Origin of the sequence: Rahnella woolbedingensis, from assembly GCF_003602095.1 — a bacterium.
Taxonomy (GTDB): domain Bacteria; phylum Pseudomonadota; class Gammaproteobacteria; order Enterobacterales; family Enterobacteriaceae; genus Rahnella; species Rahnella woolbedingensis.
Window position 1 is genome coordinate 149,415 of sequence record NZ_RAHH01000001.1, and the last position, 18,737, is coordinate 168,151.

Here is an 18,737-nt window from a genome sequence, read left to right on the forward strand (position 1 = left end):
CGTAGGATCAAAGCAAAGGTTATTTGAGAATAGTTGTCATCTCGGTGTTGAATATGATTGCTATTTACATTTAAACTTGCGGCTTCACGGGGAAAATGAATCATTATGCCGCTAAAAAAGTTTAGATTTATCCGCAAGGTTACGATTCCGGTTGCGCTTGCTGTCAGTCTGCATGTCGCTGTTATCGCAGGCGTTTTGTATATGACAGTTGGTGAGTCGATTAAATTACCGACGCAGGAACAAAAAGTGATGAGCGTGACGATGGTCAATCCCGCTGATTTCGCGCCACCTCCGCCGCCGCCTCAGGCTGAACCGACGCCGCCGGAACCCGAGCCTGAGCCGCAAGTGGTGCCTGAGCCGCCACCTCCGCCAGAAGCGGTGGTTATTCCTGAACCACCGAAACCTAAACCGAAGCCGGTTAAAAAACCTGTGGTGAAGCCGAAAGTTAAGCCCGTTGAGCGGCCGGTAGAAAAACCGACGCAAACTGTGCAAACCGCGCCGGTCACCAGCAACAAGCCGGTAAACAAACCGTTCAGCCAGCCGCCAGCGTCTGCGAATGCGAAAAATGATACCGGCCCGCGTCCGCTGCAACGCGGACAGCCAGGTTATCCGGCACGTGCGCTGGCATTGCGTATCGAGGGCCGTGTGCGCGTGCAGTTTGATGTAGATAGCGATGGTCGTGTGCAGAACATCCGGGTGCTGTCAGCCGAGCCGCGCAACATGTTTGAGCGTGAAGTGAAGCAGGCGATGAACAAATGGCGCTATGAGCCGAAAGCTGCCAGCAATCTGGTGGTGAATCTGGTGTTCAAAATTAAAGGTGGCAGCAGCGTAGAGTAACTTTCGCTGCAGGTTTTACCACCAGAAAACCGCAATAAAAAAGGTCGCCATCAGGGGCGACCTTTCGTTTATCAGGATCTCAGTAAACAGCTCAGTCCTGAGAAACACCGTCAGAATCCACGCTGAAATTACTGCGTCCGTCCGGCAGCTGACGCGATTTGCCTTCGTCATCCACGGCAACATAGGTAAAGACCGCTTCAGTGGCTCTGTAACGCTGTCCGATAGGCTCAGAAGAGACTTTCTTCACCCACACCTCAACATTAATGGTAATCGAACTGTTGCCGGTACGAATGCAGCGTGCGTAACAGCACACAACATCCCCCACCGCTACCGGCTTGAGGAACGTCATGCCATCAACGCGCACGGTCACAACGCGACCTTTAGCGATTTCCTTCGCCTGGATCGCACCGCCCATGTCCATCTGCGACATCAGCCAGCCACCAAAGATATCGCCGTTTGCATTGGTGTCAGCGGGCATAGCCAGCGTACGCAAGACCATTTCACCATTGGGTAAGCTATGTTTTTCGTTCATAAAGTTGCTTCACAAAAAGCCCGTCATGCTTCACACCGCAGATGCGTTGGCTGCCTTCCTGCGGCCTGAATAATTCAGGGCTTAATAATAGGAAGGCCTTTCAAAGAAAGGCCCGTGCAGAAGAATGCTTATTTTTTTTCATCATCTGGCATATGCCGGTAAATATAGATACCGCTTAACAGCGTAAACACCAGCGTCAGGACTGTCAGACCAAAGACCTTAAAGTTGACCCAAATATTCTGGGGTAACCAGAAGGCAACATAGATATTCGCCAGGCCGCACAGCAGGAAGAAGATCGCCCAGCTGACGTTCAGTTTATTCCACACGTGATCCGGTAAGGTCAGCTCTTTACCCAACATACGCTGGATTAACGGCTTTTTCAGTACCAGTTGGCTGATCAGCAGCGCACCGGAGAACAGGACGTAAATCACGGTCACTTTCCATTTAATGAATTCATCATTATGGAAGACCAGCGTCAGGGTGCCGAATACCGCCACCATCGCGAAGGTGATTAACGTCATCTTCTCGATTTTACGATACAGAACCCAGGTAATGACTAACGCTAACGCGGTGGCAGCGATTAACGCGCCTGATGCGACAAAGATGTCGTAAAGCTTATAAACCACAAAAAAGACAATCAGGGGAAGAAAATCGAGGAGCTGCTTCATACTTCATTCCATGTTTTATGTATGAGATGACTATACCGGAATCATTTCACGGACAAAAGAAAAGGGCGCCGGAGCGCCCCTTAAAAACGTATGTCTATATTATGCATGTAATTTCATGTAAAGACGGAACAGATAAATCAGCATAAATGCACTGATAAGATTGCTCACCGCACCGAGAATTACCGCACCGATCATCGGATTAAGTGCGCTGAGCACGCCGACAAACAGCATCAGAACCACCTGCGCCACAATCCAAAGCATAATCGCCGGTGCAAACAGACGAATGTTGGAGAACGCCAGCCGGGTACTCAATCGCATCGCTTTGAAGACGCCTACGTTCTCTTTGCACGCAATAACCGGCGACATCGCCCATGCAATCGCAATCAGGAAAGCCGGAACAAACAACAGTGCCAGCCCGATACGGAACATCACGCTGTAGATGAAGAGCAAAATAGCCAGACGCGGGAGAACAGGCAGGGAAGCCGCCAACACCTGAACCACACTGGCGCGAACGCCCTGGGAAACCAGCTGAATAAGCGTTAATACGCCGCCGACCAGAATGACATTACCGGCCAGCGTGGAAAAAAGTGCTGCCAGGCTATAGCGGAAAATGGCGCTTTGCTGCTCCGGAGTAATCTGCTGTTCGATATAACCCATCATATCGCCGACGCTCATGCCGGTCATGTTGCTCATCAGTTGCGCGATTGCATCAACCTGCTCAGCGGAAGGACTTAAAACCCAGCTCAATATGACGGTAATTAATGCGGCCAGAACCGAGAGCGCTAAAACGCTACTCATCTGATTACGCATAAAATTATAACTGTCACGGTACAATGTACTGGCCGTGATAGACATGGACGCTCCTTGGCAAAAAAAGCAAAAATCAATAAGGCGGGGATTGTACCCTTTAAATACACTCCGCCGATAGTTTTGCGCTGATTTCCTGTCAATCTGCCTGATGAATCTCTGCCTGTACGCGGCTGAGGTGGCTGAGATTAATCGTCGGTAATTCTTTAGTGAGCGGAGGCAGGCCATAACCTGCGCGTGCGCGATCGCAAGCCATATGGCCGACGCCATTCAGGCCGGCCTGATCAAACTCACGACAAGGTGTCGGGCGGTTAAGGTAAATCGAGCAGGAAACCGATTGTCCCACTTCCCCCTTCAGGGCGATGCAGCGCGGCGATTTGTTGTTCGTGCCTTGCATACAACTCAGAAAAGGGGTGGCTTGTTCTGTCAGAGCCTGGGGAACAATACCGCCAGCCTCTTCAGATTCAGCCCAGTAAAATGAAACACGGAAATAGGCGCAGCATGCGCCACAGGTCATACAAGGATTGTTAATTTCGCTCATCTTGGGAAGCTACCGACTCCTTACGGCACCAAACCAAAACCAACATGTGTATGCAAATTACGCAGCGTCATTTTTTTTAGCAACTGAAATTACACCTCTTAACAAATCAACAAAATTTCCTCATTTTTGATGCAGATCAATTCCTTTGTTTTTATAGATTTAGATCGCTTTGCGGAAGATGCATTTTATTACGTTTTGTTTTAAAGATGTGATCCCGCATTGATCAAACCATACCAAAGAGTAGGTATCATTTGCGCGGTTGATAAATAATCCACACAAAGGAAAGGGACAATGAAAGCAGCATATTGGGCATTAGTGGCGGCAGCGGCATTTCCGGCAGTTGCGAGCGCACATCAGGCAGGGGATGTGATTTTTCGCGTAGGTACAGCCACGGTTCGTCCGACAGAAGGTTCAGATAACGTGCTGGGTCTGGGTTCATTTAATATCAATAACAACACTCAGATGGGCTTAACACTGGGCTATATGTTTACCGACAATATCGGGATGGAGTTGCTGGCAGCCACGCCGTTCCAGCACAAAGTCGGTTTGCAAAGCACCGGGACAATCGCAGAAGTGAAGCAGTTGCCGCCGTCTCTGATGGCCCAGTATTATTTTGGCGACAGGCAGGACAAACTTCGTCCCTACCTCGGTGTGGGTATCAACTACACCACTTTCTACGACACCAATTTCAACCAGACCGGGCGCGATGCCGGGCTGTCAGATTTAAGCGTCAAGGATTCATGGGGCGTGGCAACGCAGGCGGGTCTGGATTACAACCTGGATGACAACTGGTTGATTAACATGTCTGTGTGGTGGATGGATATTGATACGGAAGTGAAATTCAAAGCCGGTGGTGAGCAGCAAAACATCAACACCCGGATCGACCCGTGGGTCTTTATGTTTGGCGTCGGCTATCGCTTCTGATCTTCAGAAAACAGGTATAAAAAAAGAGGCGCTCCGGCGCCTCTTCGCTTTTCAGTTTACTGCCTGTGCGGATACAGCATTCGCAGACTATTTCACCCGCATATCATTCTCAATCGAACGTACACCGGCAACGCCACGCGTCACTTCGACCGCACGGTTAGCATCCGCTGTTGACGTCACAAAACCACTTAACTGCACGCGGCCTTTAAAGGTCTCGACGCTGATTTCAGTGGATTTAATTGTCTTATCGGCCAGCAGGGCTGATTTTACTTTTGTCGTGACCACGGTGTCATCGATGTAACCACCGGTTCCTTCTGATTTTTTAGTCGGTGCACACGCGGCAACGGCCATGACCACAACGGCTGCCATGCAGAATGCGGACAAAGTTTTGAATAGCTTCATAAAATAACTCTCCATGATTTGTTATAAAACCAAAAGAAACAACCTGTTACCTAAGCAGATGATATCTCTCTCACATACAGTATCATTGATCTGCTGAGTAATTTTAGTTTGGATTATTGAAATGGTTAATACAAATTAAGTGGGGTAAAAAAAAGTAAGAAATTAAAAGAAACAGAACCTTAGTCACTTATTAATAGTCACTGTCTGACTGAGGTTCTGTTTTAGAGCAGTTAAGCGCGGGTGGCGGCTTTCATTTCACTGACAAAGCGGGAAAGCTGAGCCAGCATTTCAGAAGGCTGATGCTGATTATTTTCGATGATACGCACCGTCGCTGAACCGGAAATGGCACCGGCAGCGCCTGCCGCCAGCGTTTCTTTCACCTGTGAAGGCTCGGAAATACCAAAGCCCTGCAACGGTGGCGCAGCATTATATTCACGTAACTTATCAACCAGATGATTCAGCGGAGTCAGCGCGCGTTTTTCCGTGCCGGTAACGCCTGCGCGGGACAGCAGATAAGTGTAGCCGCGGCCATGAGAGGAAATCTCTCGCAACAAATCATCAGACGCATTTGGCGGGCAGATGAAAATCGGGGCAATACCGTGACGCAATGCCGCGGCGCGGAACGGCGCGGATTCTTCGAACGGCACATCAGCAACCAGTACGGAATCGACGCCCACTTCGGCGCAGCGCTGATAGAAAGTTTCGATACCGTTGTGGAACACCAGATTGGCGTACATCAGCAGGCCAATCGGAATGTCCGGATGTTTTTCACGGATGCGGGCCAGCATATTGAAACACTGCGTCGGCGTTACGCCTGCCGCGAAAGCGCGCAGGTTAGCGTTCTGAATCGTCGGGCCATCTGCCAGCGGATCAGAGAACGGGATACCCAGTTCCAGCGCATCGGCACCGGCTTCAATCATCGTATCGATGATGGACAGTGAAAGCTCAACGCCCGGATCGCCCAGCGTAACGAAAGGAACAAATGCGCCTTCTTTTTTGCTTTCCAGACGTTTGAATAATTGCTGATAACGTTCCATTAAATTTCTCCCCGGGCAGTCAGGATGTCGTGTACGGTGAAAATGTCTTTGTCACCGCGACCTGACAAATTCACAACCAGGATTTGTTCTTTCTCTGGCGTTTCCTTGATAAGTTTCAGTGCATAAGCCAGCGCATGTGAGGATTCCAGCGCAGGAATAATCCCTTCGTGGCGGGACAATTCTTTAAAGGCTTCCAGCGCTTCGTCATCAGTAATCGACACATATTCTGCACGGCCAATGCTGTTGAGGAAGGCGTGTTGCGGGCCGACAGACGGGAAATCCAGGCCCGCTGAAATTGAGTAAGACTCTTCAATCTGACCCTCAGATGTTTGCATCATTGGCGCTTTCATACCGAAATAAATGCCGACGTGACCGTGTTTCAGTGGTGCGCCGTGTTGTCCGGTTTCGATACCCAGACCGCCCGGTTCAACGCCAATCAGCTTCACGCTGGTATCGTCGATGAAATCAGCAAACATGCCGATGGCGTTGGAACCGCCGCCCACACAGGCAATTACCGCATCCGGCAGACAGCCTTCGCGTTCCTGCATCTGGGCTTTCGTTTCCTCACCGATCATCCGCTGGAATTCACGCACGATAGTCGGATAAGGATGCGGGCCTGCCGCGGTGCCCAGCATGTAGTGGGCGGTTTCATAGCTGCCGGACCAGTCGCGCAGCGCTTCATTACAGGCATCTTTCAGCGTGGAAGAACCGCTGTGTACCGGAATGACTTCCGCACCCATCAGGCGCATACGGAACACGTTCGGTGACTGACGCTCAATGTCTTTGGCGCCCATATAAATACGGCATTTCAGACCGAGCAGGGCACAGGCCAGTGCGGAAGCCACGCCGTGCTGACCCGCGCCTGTTTCGGCGATGATTTCAGTTTTGCCCATGCGTTTTGCCAGCAATGCCTGACCTAACACCTGGTTAGTCTTGTGCGCGCCGCCGTGCAGCAAATCTTCACGCTTGAGGTACAGCTTGGTTTTGGTGCCTGCGGTCAGGTTTTTGCACAGTGTCAGCGCCGTCGGGCGACCTGCGTAGTTTTTCAGTAAATCGATAAATTCAGCCTGGAACTCCGGGTCGCGCTGTGCGCTGACGAAGGCTTCTTCCAGCTGGGCCAGCGCAGGCATCAGAATTTGCGGAACATACTGGCCGCCAAATTCGCCGAAGTAGGGATTAAGTAAAGTCATGTTATTCCGTCCTGTCTGTCAATTTTTTCGGCATTGCGTGCGGCTTAATACGCCCGCAATGTCTGGAATACGGCGGTAATTTTTTCGGCATCTTTGATGCCCGGCTCGCTTTCAACACCGGAGTTGAAGTCCAGCCCTGCACAACCGAGTTGCGCAGCCTCGACGCAGTTATCTGCGCTCAGACCACCGGCAAGCAGCACATTGCTCAGATCCTGCCCGGCCAGTTTGCTCCAGTCGAAACGATAACCGGTTCCGCCTTTGCCGTTGTCCAGCACGTAGCGATCTACGTGATTCAGGTCGCGTGCCGGAAGGGTGTCTTTGACGCTCAGCGCTTTCCAGATCTGAACATTTTCAGGCAGCGCTTCGCGCAGTTCATCGATATACGCCTGGCTTTCATCGCCATGAAGTTGCACGGCGGTCAGGTTCAGCGTCTGTGCGGTTTGCGCCACAATGCTGACCGATTCATCGCGGAACACGCCGACATATTTCAGCGGCGCGCCGTTCTGTACTTCTTTCGCCAGCGTATGCGTGACGAAACGTGGCGACGCCTCGACAAAAATCAGTCCGCCATAAATGGCACCGGCCTCAAACGCCGCCAGGGCGTCTTCCGCGCGGGTCAGACCGCACACTTTATTATCACCGAGCAGCACACGACGAACGGCGGCGAAGAGGTTTTGTTCCGACATCAGCGCGCTGCCGATCAGGAAACCATTGGCGAAGCGGCTGAGTTCACGGATTTGCCCGTAGGTATTAATACCTGATTCGCTGATGACCGTGACGCCATGTGGAACACGCGGTGCCAGTTCACGGGTGCGGTTCAGGTCAATGGACAAATCGCGCAGGTCGCGGTTATTGATACCGACCACTTTGGCTTTCAGCTTAACGGCGCGATCCATTTCTTCTTCATTACTCGCTTCGGTCAGCACGCCCATATTCAGGCTGTGAGCGACGGCGGCGAGCTGAACGTACTGATCGTCATCGAGCACTGACAGCATCAGTAAAATCGCATCGGCCTGATAGAAACGCGCCAGATGGATCTGATACGGATCGATAATAAAATCTTTGCACAGCACCGGTTGCGTGACGGTTTTGCTGACCAGAGGCAGAAAATCAAAGCTGCCCTGGAAGTATTTCTCGTCAGTTAATACTGAAATAGCGGAAGCGTAATCTTTATAAACGCTGGCGATTTCTACCGGATCAAAGTTTTCACGGATCTTCCCTTTCGACGGAGAGGCTTGTTTGCACTCCAGAATAAAGGCCGTTCTTGCGCCTTGCAGGGCATGGTAGAAACTGCGCTGGCTCTGAGTTATTTCGTTCTGAAAGCTGGCCAGCGGTTGTTGTTCTTTGCGTGCCGCGACCCAAATTTCCTTGTCGCGAACAATTTTGTGGAGCACGGTTTCCTGCTGCATCACTTATCCTCTTGCTGCCAATGCCAGCACGCGCTGGTAAGGTTCACCGCTGCGCATGACGGCCAAAGCCTGTTGTGCGTTTTGCTTTAAGTCTTCCTGACCGAACAGACGCAGTAACATCGCCACATTGACGGCTACCGCGGCTTCGTGGGCCGGATCTCCTTTACCTTGTAATAAGCGTGCCAGAATGTCACGGTTTTCTTCCGGCTCGCCGCCCAGCAAGGCTTCAATCGGATAATTGTCCAGACCAAAGTCCTGTGGCGTCAGTTCATACGTGGTGATTTTACCGTCTTTCAGCTCAGCAACTTGTGTTGCGGCGTGAATGGCGACTTCATCCATTCCGCCACCGTGAACCACGGCGGCACGTTCATAACCGAGTGCGCGCAATGTTTCTGCAATCGGCTGCACCAGTTCCGGGCTGTAAACGCCAATCAGCGCCATCGGCGGACGCGCCGGGTTAATCAGTGGCCCGAGCACGTTAAACAGCGTGCGGGTTTTCAGCGCTTTGCGCACCGGCATCGCATGGCGGAAACCGGTGTGATACTGCGGCGCGAACAGGAAGCACACGTTCAGGTCATCGAGAGCCGCGCGGGATTCTTCTGCAGGCATATCCAGACGGATGCCAAACGCTGCCAGTAAATCCGACGAGCCCGAACGGCTGGACACGCTGCGGTTGCCGTGTTTCGCCACTCGGGCGCCACAGGCCGCCGCCACAAAGGCGCTGGCGGTAGAAATGTTGATGCTGTTGGTGCCGTCGCCGCCGGTGCCAACGATATCCGCGAACGGATAATCAGGGCGCGGGAACGGTTCGGCGTGCGCCAGTAACGCTTTGGCTGCACCGGCGATTTCAGCCGGTTGCTCGCCACGGACTTTCATGCTGATTAAGGCACCGGCCAGCTGCGCCGGTTCCAGTTCGCCATTCACGATGGCGGTAAATAACTGCTGGCTTTCTTCCTGCGTCATTGCCTGAGCGCGAAACAGGTTTTCGAGAATGCCGGGAATAGTTTGCGTTTTCATGACAGTTCTCCTTACACCAAAGCCCAGGCCAGTGTCTGCTCAAGCAGACGGGCGCCCTGTGAAGTTAAAATGGATTCCGGATGGAACTGGAAACCGCAAACGCGATCTTCTTCGTGACGCACTGCCATCACCATATCGCCGAAGCGGGCGTTAACGGTCAGACCGTCGGGGATCTGACTGCCGACCAGCGAGTGATAACGGGCGACCGGCAGCGGGTTATTCATACCGGCAAACATTGCTTCGTTATCATGGGTAATAGAAGAAGCTTTACCGTGCAGGATTTCACCTGCCTGACCGACAAAACCGCCGTAGGTTTCCACAATCGCCTGATGACCCAGACAGATGCCGATAATCGGCAACTGGCCGCGCAGACGTTTGAGCAATTCCGGCATACAACCGGCTTCAGAAGGTGTACCCGGACCCGGAGAAAGCACCAGCACCGGCTTTTCCAACTGGCTGAGTTTTTCGATAATCACGTCAGCCGGGATCTGATTGCGGTAAATGACCACGTTGTGACCGCTTGAACGCAGCTGATCGACGAGGTTGTAAGTAAAGGAATCGACGTTATCGATAAGTAAGATATCGGCCATCTTAAAATACCTCTTTCGCGTTGTGGGCGGTGGCGATGGCGCGCAGAACTGCACGGGCTTTGTTACGGGTTTCGTCGGCTTCGGCTTGCGGTATGGAATCGAGCACCACGCCGCCGCCTGCCTGCACGGTGGCGATGCCGTCTTCGACATAGGCTGAGCGGATAACGATGCAGGTATCTAGATCACCGTGAGCGGTGAAGTAGCCGACCGCGCCGCCGTAACTGCCACGACGGGTCTGCTCGGAAGCTGAAATCAGCTGCATGGCGCGCACTTTCGGTGCGCCGGTCAGCGTACCCATATTCATGACGGCCTGATAAGCATGCAGCACGTCGAGATCATGACGCAGCGTACCCACCACGCGGGACACCAGATGCATCACGAAAGAGTAACGGTCAACTTTGGTCAGGTCAGCAACGTATCGGCTGCCCGGTTCGCAGATACGCGCCAGATCGTTACGTGCTAAATCCACCAGCATCAGGTGCTCGGCCAGTTCTTTATGGTCAGTACGCATTTCCAGTTCGATGCGGCTGTCGAGATCTAAATCCAGTGAGCCATCAGCACGGCGACCGCGCGGACGCGTCCCGGCAATCGGGTAGATTTCAATCTGGCGGTTAGTCGCGTCATATTTCAGCGCGCTTTCCGGCGATGCGCCGAACAACGTGAAATCGTTGTCCTGCATGAAGAACATATACGGGCTCGGGTTGTTGTTTTTCAGCGTTTCATAAGCGGCCAGCGGAGCAGGGCATGGGAGCGAGAAACGGCGTGAAGGCACCACCTGGAAGATTTCACCGGCGCGGATCGCCACTTTCATTTTCTCAACCACGGCACCAAACACTTCGTCGCTCTGGTTCACGCTCAGCTGCATTTCCGGCACGCTCTGATGCGGAATAGCATGCGCCGGTAATTGCAGCTGGTATTGCAACTGTTCCAGACGTTCGTGCAGACGCTGTTTCTCATCAGAGGAAGGCGTAAACAGGCTGGCCTGCAAACGGCAGGAGCGGTTCTGGTGGTCAAGCACCAGCAAGGTTTCTGCCAAATAGAAGCAGAAATCCGGGCAGCGCTGGTCGGAATCAAGTTTCGGTAAATCTTCAAAACCCGCGACCAGATCGTAGGCAAACAGACCACCGAGGAACATCGCCTCGCGTTCATCGGCTGGCGCTTCAACGGAGGTCAGAATACTGCGCAGCGCGTCAAATACGGAACGTGAACGCAGACGGGCATCTTCGTCCTGCATCTGGTCAATAGACGGGAAAGTCAGTTCGCGGCCGTTAGGGCGAACGTCATTACGAATTTCATCCGGTAGGGCGGCATCAATCAGTGACAATAAAGAGGCACCGTTCGGGGTCAGTGCCTGAATCGAAACCCGGTAACCCAGCGCGGTGATGCGCAGGGCGCTGTCAACAATTAACAGGCTCTTCAGGTTTTCTTTGCTGGTCACTTCGGAGGATTCGAGCAGCAGCGTGGCCGGACGTGCGCCACAAAGTTGGTGGAAAATGGCTGTCGGGTCGCCGCGGTAACATCCTTCTGCGGTCAGCAATTCTAATCGTGGTTTCTGAATAGTCATTTTGCTTCCTGAAATTTTTCAACGTTTCTGTAAAACAGATTTCAAATAGACGGCCACAAAAAAGCCCGCATTATGCGGGCTTCGGAAATCTTGCAGCGTCTGATGACAGCTATGCGTGATTATTCCGCCCGCCAAAGGGAAGTACGCCACCCGCTGAGAACCGCCATCATGTGAGTTTTCATCATCAGACACTCTTGTTTGTTTATGAAGCTAACGTCTTTAAAACGTAAGCTTTCTGAATCGGTTTGTCACGTTGTTCATTTCTGAACTGTTCCGTGAACTTGCGTACTAGTAAACTAGTTCAGAGATGTAAAGTCAACCCTCTTTTTGCTTGTTTTCACACCTTTGGTGCGCTGGCAGTGTGGGGAATAGTGCGCTGACGGCGTACCGCACCGTTGCAGTGTGTCACGTTCGGTTGAAATCATCCCTAACGTGAGAAGCGCTAACGCGTTATGATGGACTCTGCATTCAGAAACAGGTTAATTCCCCACGTGACGACGACTTTGCCCCTAAATACTTCATCTTCAGCAGACGACCAGACCACCAGCACTGCATTCACGATTTACGATCTCCACAGCCATACCACGGCTTCAGACGGCTATTTAACGCCGGAAGCGCTGGTCGCGCGTGCGGTGGAAATGCGGGTGGGCGTTTTGGCGATCACCGATCACGACAGCACGGAAGGGCTGGCGCGGGCGGCGCAGGCCATTGCTGAGAATCAGCTGCCGCTGCAACTGGTGAACGGTGTCGAAATTTCTACATTGTGGGAAAACCATGAAATTCACATTGTCGGACTGGGCATCGACCCATTGCATCCGGCGATGATCGAATTACTGAAAGTGCAGGCGGATTTGCGTCAGCAGCGTGCGCAGGAGATGGGGCGTCGTCTGGCCAAAGCGCGTATTGAAGGCGCATGGGAAGGTGCGTTGCGTCTGGCCGATGGGGGTGCCGTAACACGTGCGCATTTTGCCCGTTATCTGGTGGAATTTGGCGCGGCTGGCACTATCGCACAGGTGTTCAAAAAGTTCCTCGCCAAAGGCAAGACCGGCTACGTTCCGCCACAGTGGTGTACAATAGAACAAGCGATTAATGCGATTCATCAGTCTGGCGGACAGGCCGTTGTTGCCCATCCGGGTCGTTATGACTTGTCCACGAAATGGCTTAAACGTCTGCTGGCATTCTTTGCAGAGCAGGGCGGCGATGCCATGGAAGTCGCGCAGTGTCAGCAGGCGCCGAATGAACGCGCTCAGCTGGCGGCTTACGCCCGTGACTATAATTTACTCGCCTCGCAGGGTTCTGATTTCCATCAGCCCTGTTCGTGGATTGAGCTGGGGCGCAAACTTTGGCTTCCCGCAGGCGCAGAGCCGGTATGGCAACACTGGCCGGTCGCCGGGAAACAGCCTGAAATTGAACCGGTCTGAAGCCCGACCGCAGAAGAAGAATTAAGAGGGAACCATGAGTCAATATTTTTATATTCACCCCGAAAATCCGCAGCCACGTCTGATTAATCAGGCTGTCGAATTGCTGCGCAAGGGGAATGTGATCGTCTATCCGACGGACTCAGGCTATGCGCTGGGTTGTCGTCTGGAAGAAAAGAACGCGATGGAGCGCATTTGCCGCATCCGTCAGTTAGACGGAAACCACAACTTTACCCTGATGTGTCGTGATCTGTCTGAGCTGTCGACTTACGCTTACGTGGATAACTCGGCATTTCGTCTGATCAAAAATAACACGCCGGGCAACTATACGTTCATTCTGAAAGCGACCAAAGAAGTGCCGCGCCGTCTGATGAGTGAGAAACGCAAAACCATCGGTTTGCGCGTACCGTCGAATCCGATTGCTGTCGCATTGCTGGACGTATTGGGTGAACCGCTGATGTCCACCACGCTGATGCTCCCAGGCAATGACTTTGCGGAATCCGATCCGGAAGACATCAAAGACCATTTAGGCAAACTGGTCGATCTGGTGATTGACGGGGGGTCTATCGGGCAACAACCGACGACGGTGATTGATCTGACCGAAGTGTCACCGGAAGTGATCCGCGAAGGCGCAGGCGATCCGGCACCTTTCCGGTGATCTTTGCCTGAGTCAGTCTGTGCAGGTTGTTTGAAAAATAATCAGACCGTAAAGTCCTTTGCAGGATACAAATTGCCGATAAATGTGTATAATGGCGGGCTGACTTTTTTGTAAGTCATTGTATCACTACGCAATAACTGAATTTTGGCGGGCAGGTGGCGAATCACGTCATGCTGCCGGCTCCCCCCGACGCCTGTGAAGGCGACAAATGAGGCTGCTCAATGAGCGAGAAGTATAATTCCCAGAAGCACACCAGCGATAAAGCCAAACCGGCACGTCCATCTGGTGACAAGCCAAAAAGTGGCAGAAATTCCGGCGCAGCAAAAAGCCGTCCGGAACCGTCACGGGCTGAAAAGCGCGGCGAAAAGCCACGTACTGACAAACCACGTACAGATAAACCTCGCAGCGACAAGCCGCGTTCAGACAAACCACGTTCTGACGCAGGCCGCGGCGATTCACGCATAGAAAACTCACGTATAGAAAAACCACGCACCGGCAAACCGGGTCGTACGGAAAATGCCCGCGGTGAAAAACCTCGCGCACCGCTGAAACCGCGTGGCACCAAGCCTAAAGCTGAAGCACTGTTTGATGAAAACGGTGATGAAGAAGAAGTGAAATACCAGAAGCCGAAGAACGCGCTGGACAGCACCGAAGGGCAAAGCGAAAAGCTGCAAAAAGTCCTCGCGCGTGCAGGTCACGGTTCACGCCGTGAAGTCGAAGCGATGATCCAGGCTGGCCGCGTCAGCGTTGACGGTAAAATTTCTACGCTGGGCGACCGCGTGGAAGTCACCGGCGGCACCAAAATTCGTCTCGATGGTCACGTTCTGTCCGTGATGGAATCTCAGGACACCGTCTGCCGCGTGCTGGCGTACTACAAGCCGGAAGGTGAGTTGTGTACGCGCAGTGATCCGGAAGGCCGTCCGACCGTCTTTGACCGTCTGCCAAAAATGCGCGGTTCCCGCTGGATTGCAGTAGGTCGTCTGGACGTTAACACTTCCGGCCTGCTGTTATTCACTACCGACGGTGAACTGGCTAACCGCCTGATGCACCCGAGCCGTGAAGTTGAGCGCGAATATGCCGTGCGTGTGTTTGGTCAGGTTGATGATGAAAAAATCAAACAGCTGAGCCGTGGCGTACAGTTGGAAGACGGTCCTGCGGCATTCCGCTCGATCAAATTCCAGGGCGGCGAAGGTCTGAACCAGTGGTATAACGTAACCCTGACAGAAGGGCGTAACCGCGAAGTTCGTCGTCTGTGGGAAGCCGTTGGCGTGCAGGTCAGCCGTTTGATCCGCGTGCGTTATGGTGACCTGAACCTGCCTAAAGGCCTGCCTCGAGGCGGCTATAAAGAGCTGGATCTGCCGGACATCAACTATCTGCGCACACTGGTCGATATGACCGAAGAAACCGTCAGCAAACTGCCGGTTGAGCGCGATCGTCGCCGTGTGAAAGCCAACCAGATCCGTCGTGCTGTTAAACGCCACACTCAGGTTGCACCGGCACGTCGTACTACCGGGCCTGCCAAACGGGGCTAATCGCTGACAAGCGACAAACTTCCGGCTATGCTCATAAACCGCAGTTTAAAACTGCGGTTTTTTTTGTGTCAAATTCAGGACAGAACCGTATTTGTCTGAAAAGACTTACCTGAAAATCAGCAAGAAAATACATGACTCACCGGCATTTCTGGCTCTGAGACAAAGGACAACATCATGAAATTATATCTGATACGACACGGACAAACTCAGGCTAACATTAGCGGCGTTTTTTGCGGGAGCAGCGATATTGCGCTGACGGCGGAAGGCGAAGGACAGGCACAACATGTTGCCCGTCAGCTGGCGGCGACGTCGCTGGATGCCATTATCCATACCGATATGCGCCGCAGTCGCGACACCGCCGGGATTATCGCGCAGGGGCGCGACATCACGATGGAATCACAGCCCCTGTTACGCGAAATGGCGTTTGGCGACTGGGAAATGCGTCACCACAACGAGCTGGAAGCCTCACAGGCTGAAGGATTTCAGGAATGGTGTCAGGACTGGCAAAAAGCCGATGTGCCGCAGGGGGAATCATTCACTGACTTTACGGTGCGTGTTCGCCAGGCTTTGCAGCAGTTGCATTTACGCCCGCAGGAAAGCCGGCTGGCCATTGTCGCGCATCAGGGGTCGCTCAGCCTGTTACTGGCGATGATGCTCAAACTCGCGCCTGCCGATATGTGGCGCTTTCCGTTTAAACAAGGCTGCCTGTGTGAAATCGATCTCCGTCCCGGAGCCTGCGTTATTCAGCGCTTCAACGACAGCGGTTTATAATGGGGCAGGGCATCACCAGTCGATGCCCTGTTGCGCCATGATACCGGCGTCAAAGGCGTGTTTTACCGGCCGCAGTTCGCTGACGGTGTCGGCCATTTCCAGCAGGTCGCGATGACAGCCACGTCCGGTAATGATCACCGTCTGGTGCGACGGACGGGCATTCAGCGCGTCCACCACTTCCTGTAAATCCAGATAGCCGAAACTGACCATATACGTCAGCTCATCGAGCACCACGAGATCTAACGAAGCATCAGCCAGCATGCGTTTTCCGTGCTGCCAGACGGCCTGACAGGCCTCGGTATCGGTTTCTTTATTCTGTGTTTCCCAGGTAAAGCCGGTCGCCATCACCTGAAATTCCACGCCGTGCGGTTCGAGCAGATTCTTCTCGCCGTTCGGCCATTCACCTTTAATAAACTGGATCACCGCCGCGCGCATGCCGTGCCCGACGGCGCGGGTGACGGTACCAAAGGCCGCCGTGGTTTTGCCTTTACCGTTGCCGGTAAACACAATCAAAATTCCGCGCTGCTCTTTGGCGGCATCAATACGCGCATCCACCTGTTCTTTCAGCTTTTGCTGGCGCTGCTTGTGGCGATCTTCAGTCATCAGTGGCTCCGTTATTATTCTGCCGGACCGGCTTTGCGGCCTGGCTGGGCATCAAAACTGATGCCGGTTTTACGGCGGCTGTCGTCGCCCATCAGGTACAGATATAACGGCATAATATCCGCCGGTGTCTTGAGTTTATCTTTGTTTTCATCGGGAAACGCCGAGGCACGCATGCTGGTTCGGGTGCCGCCAGGGTTGATGCAGTTCACGCGCAGACCGGTATGTTTATGCTCTTCGGCCAGCACCTGCATCATACCTTCGGTAGCAAATTTCGACACGGCATAGGCACCCCAGCCACTGCGGCCTTCACGACCCACGCTGGACGTTGTGAAGACCAGCGAAGAACTGGCGGATTTCAGCATCAGCGACAGTAACGCCTGCGTCAGCATAAAGGTCGCATTCACATTTACCTGCATCACGTTCATCCAGTCTTGTAACTGAATATCCGCCATTGGCGTGATGTCAGTCAGCAGGCCGGCATTATGCAAAACGCCGTCGAGATGCGGAACCCATTGCCCGATTTGATCAGCAACTCGCTGGCAATCCTGCTGGCTGGCGGTCAGTAAATCGAGTGTATAAATAAAAGCAGGGCGCAGGTTTCTCGCCGCAATTTCCTGCTGCACGTTGGCCAGTTTGCTCTCGGTACGACCCAGCAAAATCACCTGCGCGCCAAAGCGGGCGTAGGTCAGGGCAGCTTCGCGACCAATGCCGTCGCCGGCGCCGGTGATGAGAATAATGCGATTGTTGAGCAAATCAGATTTAGGATGGTAATGCACGGTCATTCCTCTTAACGGGGCGCGATGTGGCGGCAAATGGCCGTCGTCACATCTGGCGCTCTAAATATAAAAATGCCGGAAAAGGGAGACGTTGCGCTCGACCGGAGTCCGACATTTTGGCGAAATTTTGCGGTGTTTTAGCAGCGATCACCGCTTATATGCCTCAAATGGGCATGAGTTTCAATGATTAACCGAAAAACGAACAGCTCTTTTGTAACAAAATTGGAACACGTGCGCACTCAGTTTTACTTACGATTGACAATGTCATATTCAAACAAGACGCCGCGACGGCGATTGTCTAGAATGTTCAACATCTTTCTGACCACGGTTTTATGACCACATAGATAAGGCGGTTTTGTGGATTTACTTTCTCTTTATGGGCTGTTTTTGGCCAAAGTTGTGACCGTAGTGATCGCCATCGGCGCGCTGGTAATTCTGGTTGTCGGCCTTCGCCATCGTAAATCTCACAGCAAAGGTGAGTTACAACTGATCGACTTAGGCGAACAGTACCGCGAAATGCAACGTGAAATGCGCAGCGCGCGTATGAATCCTGCTGAGCTGAAAATTCGCGGCAAGGAACTGAAGAAAAAAGATAAAGCTGAAGCCAAACAGAAAAAATTGCAGGCCAAAACCGGTGGCTCAAAAAGCAAACCATGCCTGTATGTGCTCGACTTTAAAGGCAGCATGGATGCCCATGAAGTGACGTCGCTGCGTGAAGAGATTTCGGCGGTGCTGGCGGTGGCGACACCGGAAGACGAAGTTCTGCTGCGCCTCGAAAGTCCGGGCGGTGTGGTGCACGGTTATGGCCTTGCAGCTTCGCAACTGGTTCGCCTGCGTCAGAGTGGGATCCGCCTGACCGTTGCCGTGGATAAAGTGGCTGCCAGCGGCGGTTATATGATGGCCTGTGTGGCAGACAGGATTGTTGCCGCACCGTTCGCCATTATTGGTTCCATCGGCGTCGTGGCGCAAATCCCTAACTTCAACCGTCTGCTTAAAAAGAACGACATCGATATTGAACTGCACACGGCGGGCGAGTTTAAACGTACGCTGACTTTGCTGGGTGAAAATACCGATGAAGGACGCGAGAAATTCCGTGAAGACCTGAACGAAACGCATGTTCTGTTCAAGGAGTTTGTGCATCAGAATCGTCCGTCACTGGACATTAATGCGGTGGCGACGGGTGAACACTGGTTCGGTACCCAGGCCCGTGAAAATGGCCTGATTGATGCCATTGGCACCAGTGATGATTTACTGATTGCAGAAATGAAAAATCATGAAGTGATCGCGGTGCGTTACAGCCGCCGTAAACGCATGATGGACAGATTCACCGGCAGTGCGGCTGAAAGCGCTGATCGTCTGTTCCTGCGCTGGTTGCAGCGCAGCCAGAAGCCATTGCTGTAAGGTCTGAGCTGGCGGAGCGTTAACCGTTCCGGCAAAGCATTACCGACGAAGCACTAAGAG

General features: G+C 52.9%; 18 protein-coding genes, 1 pseudogene and 1 other annotated feature. Of the genes and pseudogenes, 7 read left to right on the forward strand and 12 right to left on the reverse strand.

The genetic code is table 11. The annotated features are described in order from the left end of the window. Positions 1-105: 105 nt before the first annotated feature. Positions 106-837: an energy transducer TonB gene (locus tag D6C13_RS00675; RefSeq protein WP_120130925.1), complete on the forward strand. Its 732-nt coding sequence runs from the start codon at positions 106-108 to the stop codon at positions 835-837. 91 nt (positions 838-928) lie between these two features. Here D6C13_RS00675 and yciA read toward each other — a convergent pair whose 3' ends face one another. The 4 genes from yciA to D6C13_RS00695 all read right to left on the reverse strand — a co-directional run bounded on the left by yciA (position 929) and on the right by D6C13_RS00695 (position 3,385). Beyond that, positions 929-1,369 carry an acyl-CoA thioester hydrolase YciA gene (yciA, locus tag D6C13_RS00680; protein ID WP_013575935.1) on the reverse strand — a complete coding sequence of 147 codons (441 nt, stop codon included), beginning with the start codon at positions 1,367-1,369 and terminating at the stop codon, positions 929-931. 128 nt (positions 1,370-1,497) lie between these two features. Beyond that, positions 1,498-2,037, reverse strand: coding sequence for a septation protein A (locus D6C13_RS00685; protein WP_120130926.1), 540 nt, complete (start codon positions 2,035-2,037; stop codon positions 1,498-1,500). A gap of 99 nt (positions 2,038-2,136) precedes the next feature. Then, on the reverse strand, positions 2,137-2,892 hold the full coding sequence (locus D6C13_RS00690; protein WP_120130927.1) for a YciC family protein: 756 nt from the start codon (positions 2,890-2,892) through the stop codon (positions 2,137-2,139). A gap of 91 nt (positions 2,893-2,983) precedes the next feature. Further along, positions 2,984-3,385, reverse strand: a complete 402-nt coding sequence (locus D6C13_RS00695) for a YkgJ family cysteine cluster protein (RefSeq protein WP_120130928.1) — start codon at positions 3,383-3,385, stop codon at positions 2,984-2,986. Positions 3,386-3,676: 291 nt separating this feature from the next. Between D6C13_RS00695 and ompW the strand changes: the two genes are divergently transcribed. Continuing rightward, complete coding sequence (ompW, locus tag D6C13_RS00700) at positions 3,677-4,309, forward strand: outer membrane protein OmpW (protein ID WP_120130929.1); 633 nt, start codon at positions 3,677-3,679, stop codon at positions 4,307-4,309. Positions 4,310-4,396: 87 nt separating this feature from the next. On the opposite strand, the gene D6C13_RS00705 is transcribed toward ompW, so the two are convergent. From D6C13_RS00705 to D6C13_RS00735, 6 genes and pseudogenes are all read right to left on the reverse strand, one after another. Further along, a complete protein-coding gene (locus tag D6C13_RS00705; protein WP_095921655.1) occupies positions 4,397-4,711 on the reverse strand; it encodes a BON domain-containing protein in 315 nt (104 codons plus the stop codon). Between the two features lie 230 nt (positions 4,712-4,941). Further along, positions 4,942-5,748, reverse strand: coding sequence for a tryptophan synthase subunit alpha (gene trpA / locus D6C13_RS00710; RefSeq protein ID WP_120130930.1), 807 nt, complete (start codon positions 5,746-5,748; stop codon positions 4,942-4,944). Then, a complete protein-coding gene (gene trpB, locus D6C13_RS00715) occupies positions 5,748-6,938 on the reverse strand; it encodes a tryptophan synthase subunit beta (protein ID WP_120130931.1) in 1,191 nt (396 codons plus the stop codon). The genes trpA and trpB overlap by 1 nt, the downstream gene beginning before the upstream one ends. 44 nt (positions 6,939-6,982) lie before the next feature. After that, positions 6,983-8,347 carry a bifunctional indole-3-glycerol-phosphate synthase TrpC/phosphoribosylanthranilate isomerase TrpF gene (gene trpCF / locus D6C13_RS00720; protein ID WP_120130932.1) on the reverse strand — a complete coding sequence of 455 codons (1,365 nt, stop codon included), beginning with the start codon at positions 8,345-8,347 and terminating at the stop codon, positions 6,983-6,985. Positions 8,348-8,350: 3 nt separating this feature from the next. After that, positions 8,351-9,954, reverse strand: a pseudogene (gene trpD / locus D6C13_RS25825) (bifunctional anthranilate synthase glutamate amidotransferase component TrpG/anthranilate phosphoribosyltransferase TrpD). A gap of 1 nt (position 9,955) precedes the next feature. Then, positions 9,956-11,518 carry an anthranilate synthase component 1 gene (locus tag D6C13_RS00735; RefSeq protein ID WP_120130934.1) on the reverse strand — a complete coding sequence of 521 codons (1,563 nt, stop codon included), beginning with the start codon at positions 11,516-11,518 and terminating at the stop codon, positions 9,956-9,958. Between the two features lie 55 nt (positions 11,519-11,573). Continuing rightward, positions 11,574-11,676: a sequence feature (Trp leader region), on the reverse strand. 297 nt (positions 11,677-11,973) lie between these two features. Here D6C13_RS00735 and rnm point away from each other — a divergent pair. The 4 genes from rnm to cobC all read left to right on the forward strand — a co-directional run bounded on the left by rnm (position 11,974) and on the right by cobC (position 15,897). Continuing rightward, on the forward strand, positions 11,974-12,939 hold the full coding sequence (rnm, locus tag D6C13_RS00740; protein ID WP_120131033.1) for an RNase RNM: 966 nt from the start codon (positions 11,974-11,976) through the stop codon (positions 12,937-12,939). Between the two features lie 34 nt (positions 12,940-12,973). Further along, entirely contained in the window at positions 12,974-13,594 is a 621-nt protein-coding gene (locus D6C13_RS00745) for an L-threonylcarbamoyladenylate synthase (RefSeq protein ID WP_120130935.1), read from the forward strand. Positions 13,595-14,205: 611 nt separating this feature from the next. Next, positions 14,206-15,126, forward strand: coding sequence for a 23S rRNA pseudouridine(2605) synthase RluB (gene rluB / locus D6C13_RS00750; protein WP_233432907.1), 921 nt, complete (start codon positions 14,206-14,208; stop codon positions 15,124-15,126). Positions 15,127-15,300: 174 nt separating this feature from the next. Next, the gene (gene cobC / locus D6C13_RS00755; protein ID WP_120130937.1) at positions 15,301-15,897 is read left to right on the forward strand and encodes an alpha-ribazole phosphatase; all 597 of its coding nucleotides are present in this window, start codon (positions 15,301-15,303) and stop codon (positions 15,895-15,897) included. Between the two features lie 12 nt (positions 15,898-15,909). Here the strand turns inward: cobC and cobO are convergent, their stop codons facing one another. Together cobO and D6C13_RS00765 are read right to left on the reverse strand one after the other, a co-directional pair. Further along, complete coding sequence (cobO, locus tag D6C13_RS00760) at positions 15,910-16,500, reverse strand: cob(I)yrinic acid a,c-diamide adenosyltransferase (RefSeq protein WP_120130938.1); 591 nt, start codon at positions 16,498-16,500, stop codon at positions 15,910-15,912. Positions 16,501-16,514: 14 nt separating this feature from the next. Next, positions 16,515-17,276 carry a YciK family oxidoreductase gene (locus tag D6C13_RS00765; RefSeq protein WP_120130939.1) on the reverse strand — a complete coding sequence of 254 codons (762 nt, stop codon included), beginning with the start codon at positions 17,274-17,276 and terminating at the stop codon, positions 16,515-16,517. Positions 17,277-17,633: 357 nt separating this feature from the next. Between D6C13_RS00765 and sohB the strand changes: the two genes are divergently transcribed. Continuing rightward, on the forward strand, positions 17,634-18,677 hold the full coding sequence (gene sohB / locus D6C13_RS00770; RefSeq protein ID WP_120130940.1) for a protease SohB: 1,044 nt from the start codon (positions 17,634-17,636) through the stop codon (positions 18,675-18,677). The last annotated feature ends 60 nt before the right edge of the window (positions 18,678-18,737 follow it).